Origin of the sequence: Halomonas almeriensis (assembly GCF_030409235.1) — a bacterium.
Lineage (GTDB): Bacteria > Pseudomonadota > Gammaproteobacteria > Pseudomonadales > Halomonadaceae > Halomonas > Halomonas almeriensis.
This window is the reverse complement of the sequence record NZ_JAUFPO010000016.1, coordinates 1-1,715: the sequence shown is the minus strand read 5'-3', so window position 1 is coordinate 1,715 and position 1,715 is coordinate 1. Positions and strand designations below refer to the sequence as shown.

Annotated in this window: 1 protein-coding gene; it reads left to right on the top strand. The window is 39.1% G+C overall.

From position 1 onward, the window contains the following. Positions 1-269 precede the first annotated feature (269 nt). Positions 270-1,496, top strand: coding sequence for a hypothetical protein (locus QWY74_RS12455; protein ID WP_264828028.1), 1,227 nt, complete (start codon positions 270-272; stop codon positions 1,494-1,496). The last annotated feature ends 219 nt before the right edge of the window (positions 1,497-1,715 follow it).

Here is a 1,715-nt window from a genome sequence, read left to right as displayed (position 1 = left end):
AGTGCATACCTCTCGTTTGACCGCCTCTGTGATGAGGTACACCGGCTGCTCAGTGGCTATGGCACTGAGTGCGCGATTAATTTTGGATAAGCACTTATTGGGAGAGGTTAATAAATTTTAGAAGTGCTTAGTTTTATTAGAGAAACTATTTTTTACGCTCAACCTAAAGGCGAACTGCACTTATAGCTACTGCTTGTGAGGTCAAGGGTGAGGGTAATTCCTGTCCAGTTGTAAGTTTGTCTAATCAATTAATTTTTTTGAGGTGATTTGTGAAAATAAAAAAAGCTTGGGTCCATATTGGTATGGAAAAAACAGGAACCACATCGATCCAGAACTTTTTGGGAAAAAATAGAGAACGTTTAGCCGATCAAGGATTTTATTTTATGAAGTCTACGGGTCTGGCTAACGATGTGAGGCTTGTCGGTTATTGTCTTGATAGAAATCAAACAAATTATTTCTTATTTAGGAATGAGTTTGTAGATAGCGAAGAGAAAAAGGATGCTTTTGATAAAGAGTTTTTGGACTCTTTTGAAAAAGAGATCAGTGAGTTACCTAGTGATGTAGAAAATGTTGTTTTTTCCTCTGAGCTTTTCCATTCTAGGCTTAATAAGCCTCATCAAAGGCAGAAGTTGCGAAGTTTCTTAGAAAATTATTTCGAAGATGTTGCAATAGTTGGGTATATTCGTCCACAAGTCGATGTAAATATTTCGTTGTACTCTACTAGTTTAAAGTCTGGCGGGGTAGAAGTCGGTTTAGAAGAACATCTGGAAAGGTGTCATGTTAGTAACTATTTTTATAATTACTTTGAGTTTTTGTCAGGATGGGAGAAGAGTTTTTCTGGGTGTAGCTTTATTGTGAACCTGTTTGATAGAAAAGAATTGACTGGAGGAGATGTTGTTTCAGATTTTTGTTCTGTATGTGGAGTTGACCCAACAAATTTGGCATCTGCCGAGCAAGAGAATGAGTCAGTTACTGCCACAGGGCAGGAGATGCTAAAAGCTATAAATAGAAATCTTCCAGTTTTCTTGGAGGGGGCTGGCTTAAACTACATTCGGTCCAATTTTGTAAATTATATAAGCAGAATATATGCTGGATCGGGAGAAAAACCAGGAAAAGATTTAGCTTATTATACTCAGATGAAGTTTGATAGCATCAATGAGGAGGTAAGGAGGCGCTGGTTTCCTGAGCGAACCGTGCTTTTTGATATCGATTATGAAAAGTACAATGGGGGAGCTAGTATAGATTATAGTGCAGTTGAGTTTTTCGAAAAGCTTTTGGTTGAGGTTTCTAAAACATCTAGGGCAGGTTTGGTTGGAATTAACTCAAATAAAATAAATGGGCTAAGGGATGCTGCTATAGTTTTAGAAGAGCATGACATAAAATCTGCGCTAGAAGTTATGCAAGTTGCTTCAATTTTACGGCCTGAAGGACAAGGTATTAAGCGGAAATTATCGGACTACCGAGAGATTCTGCATAGAGAAAATGGGAAGGGGTAAGGGGTGGCCACAGGTTCTGAATGGAAAAGCTATAGGTTTATAGAATAATAGCAGAGCGGGGTAGAAGTAAGCGTCTAGAAGGCCGTGATATTCATGTGCTTGAGCTGGCCTCTGATCTGTTCGGAAGACAAGCGCTGACTTAGTATGCGCTAAACCCGCCTTATTCACCGGGCTGAGATAGAAAAGAAGATGGCGAGCAGTTTCTCTTATAGAATCAAG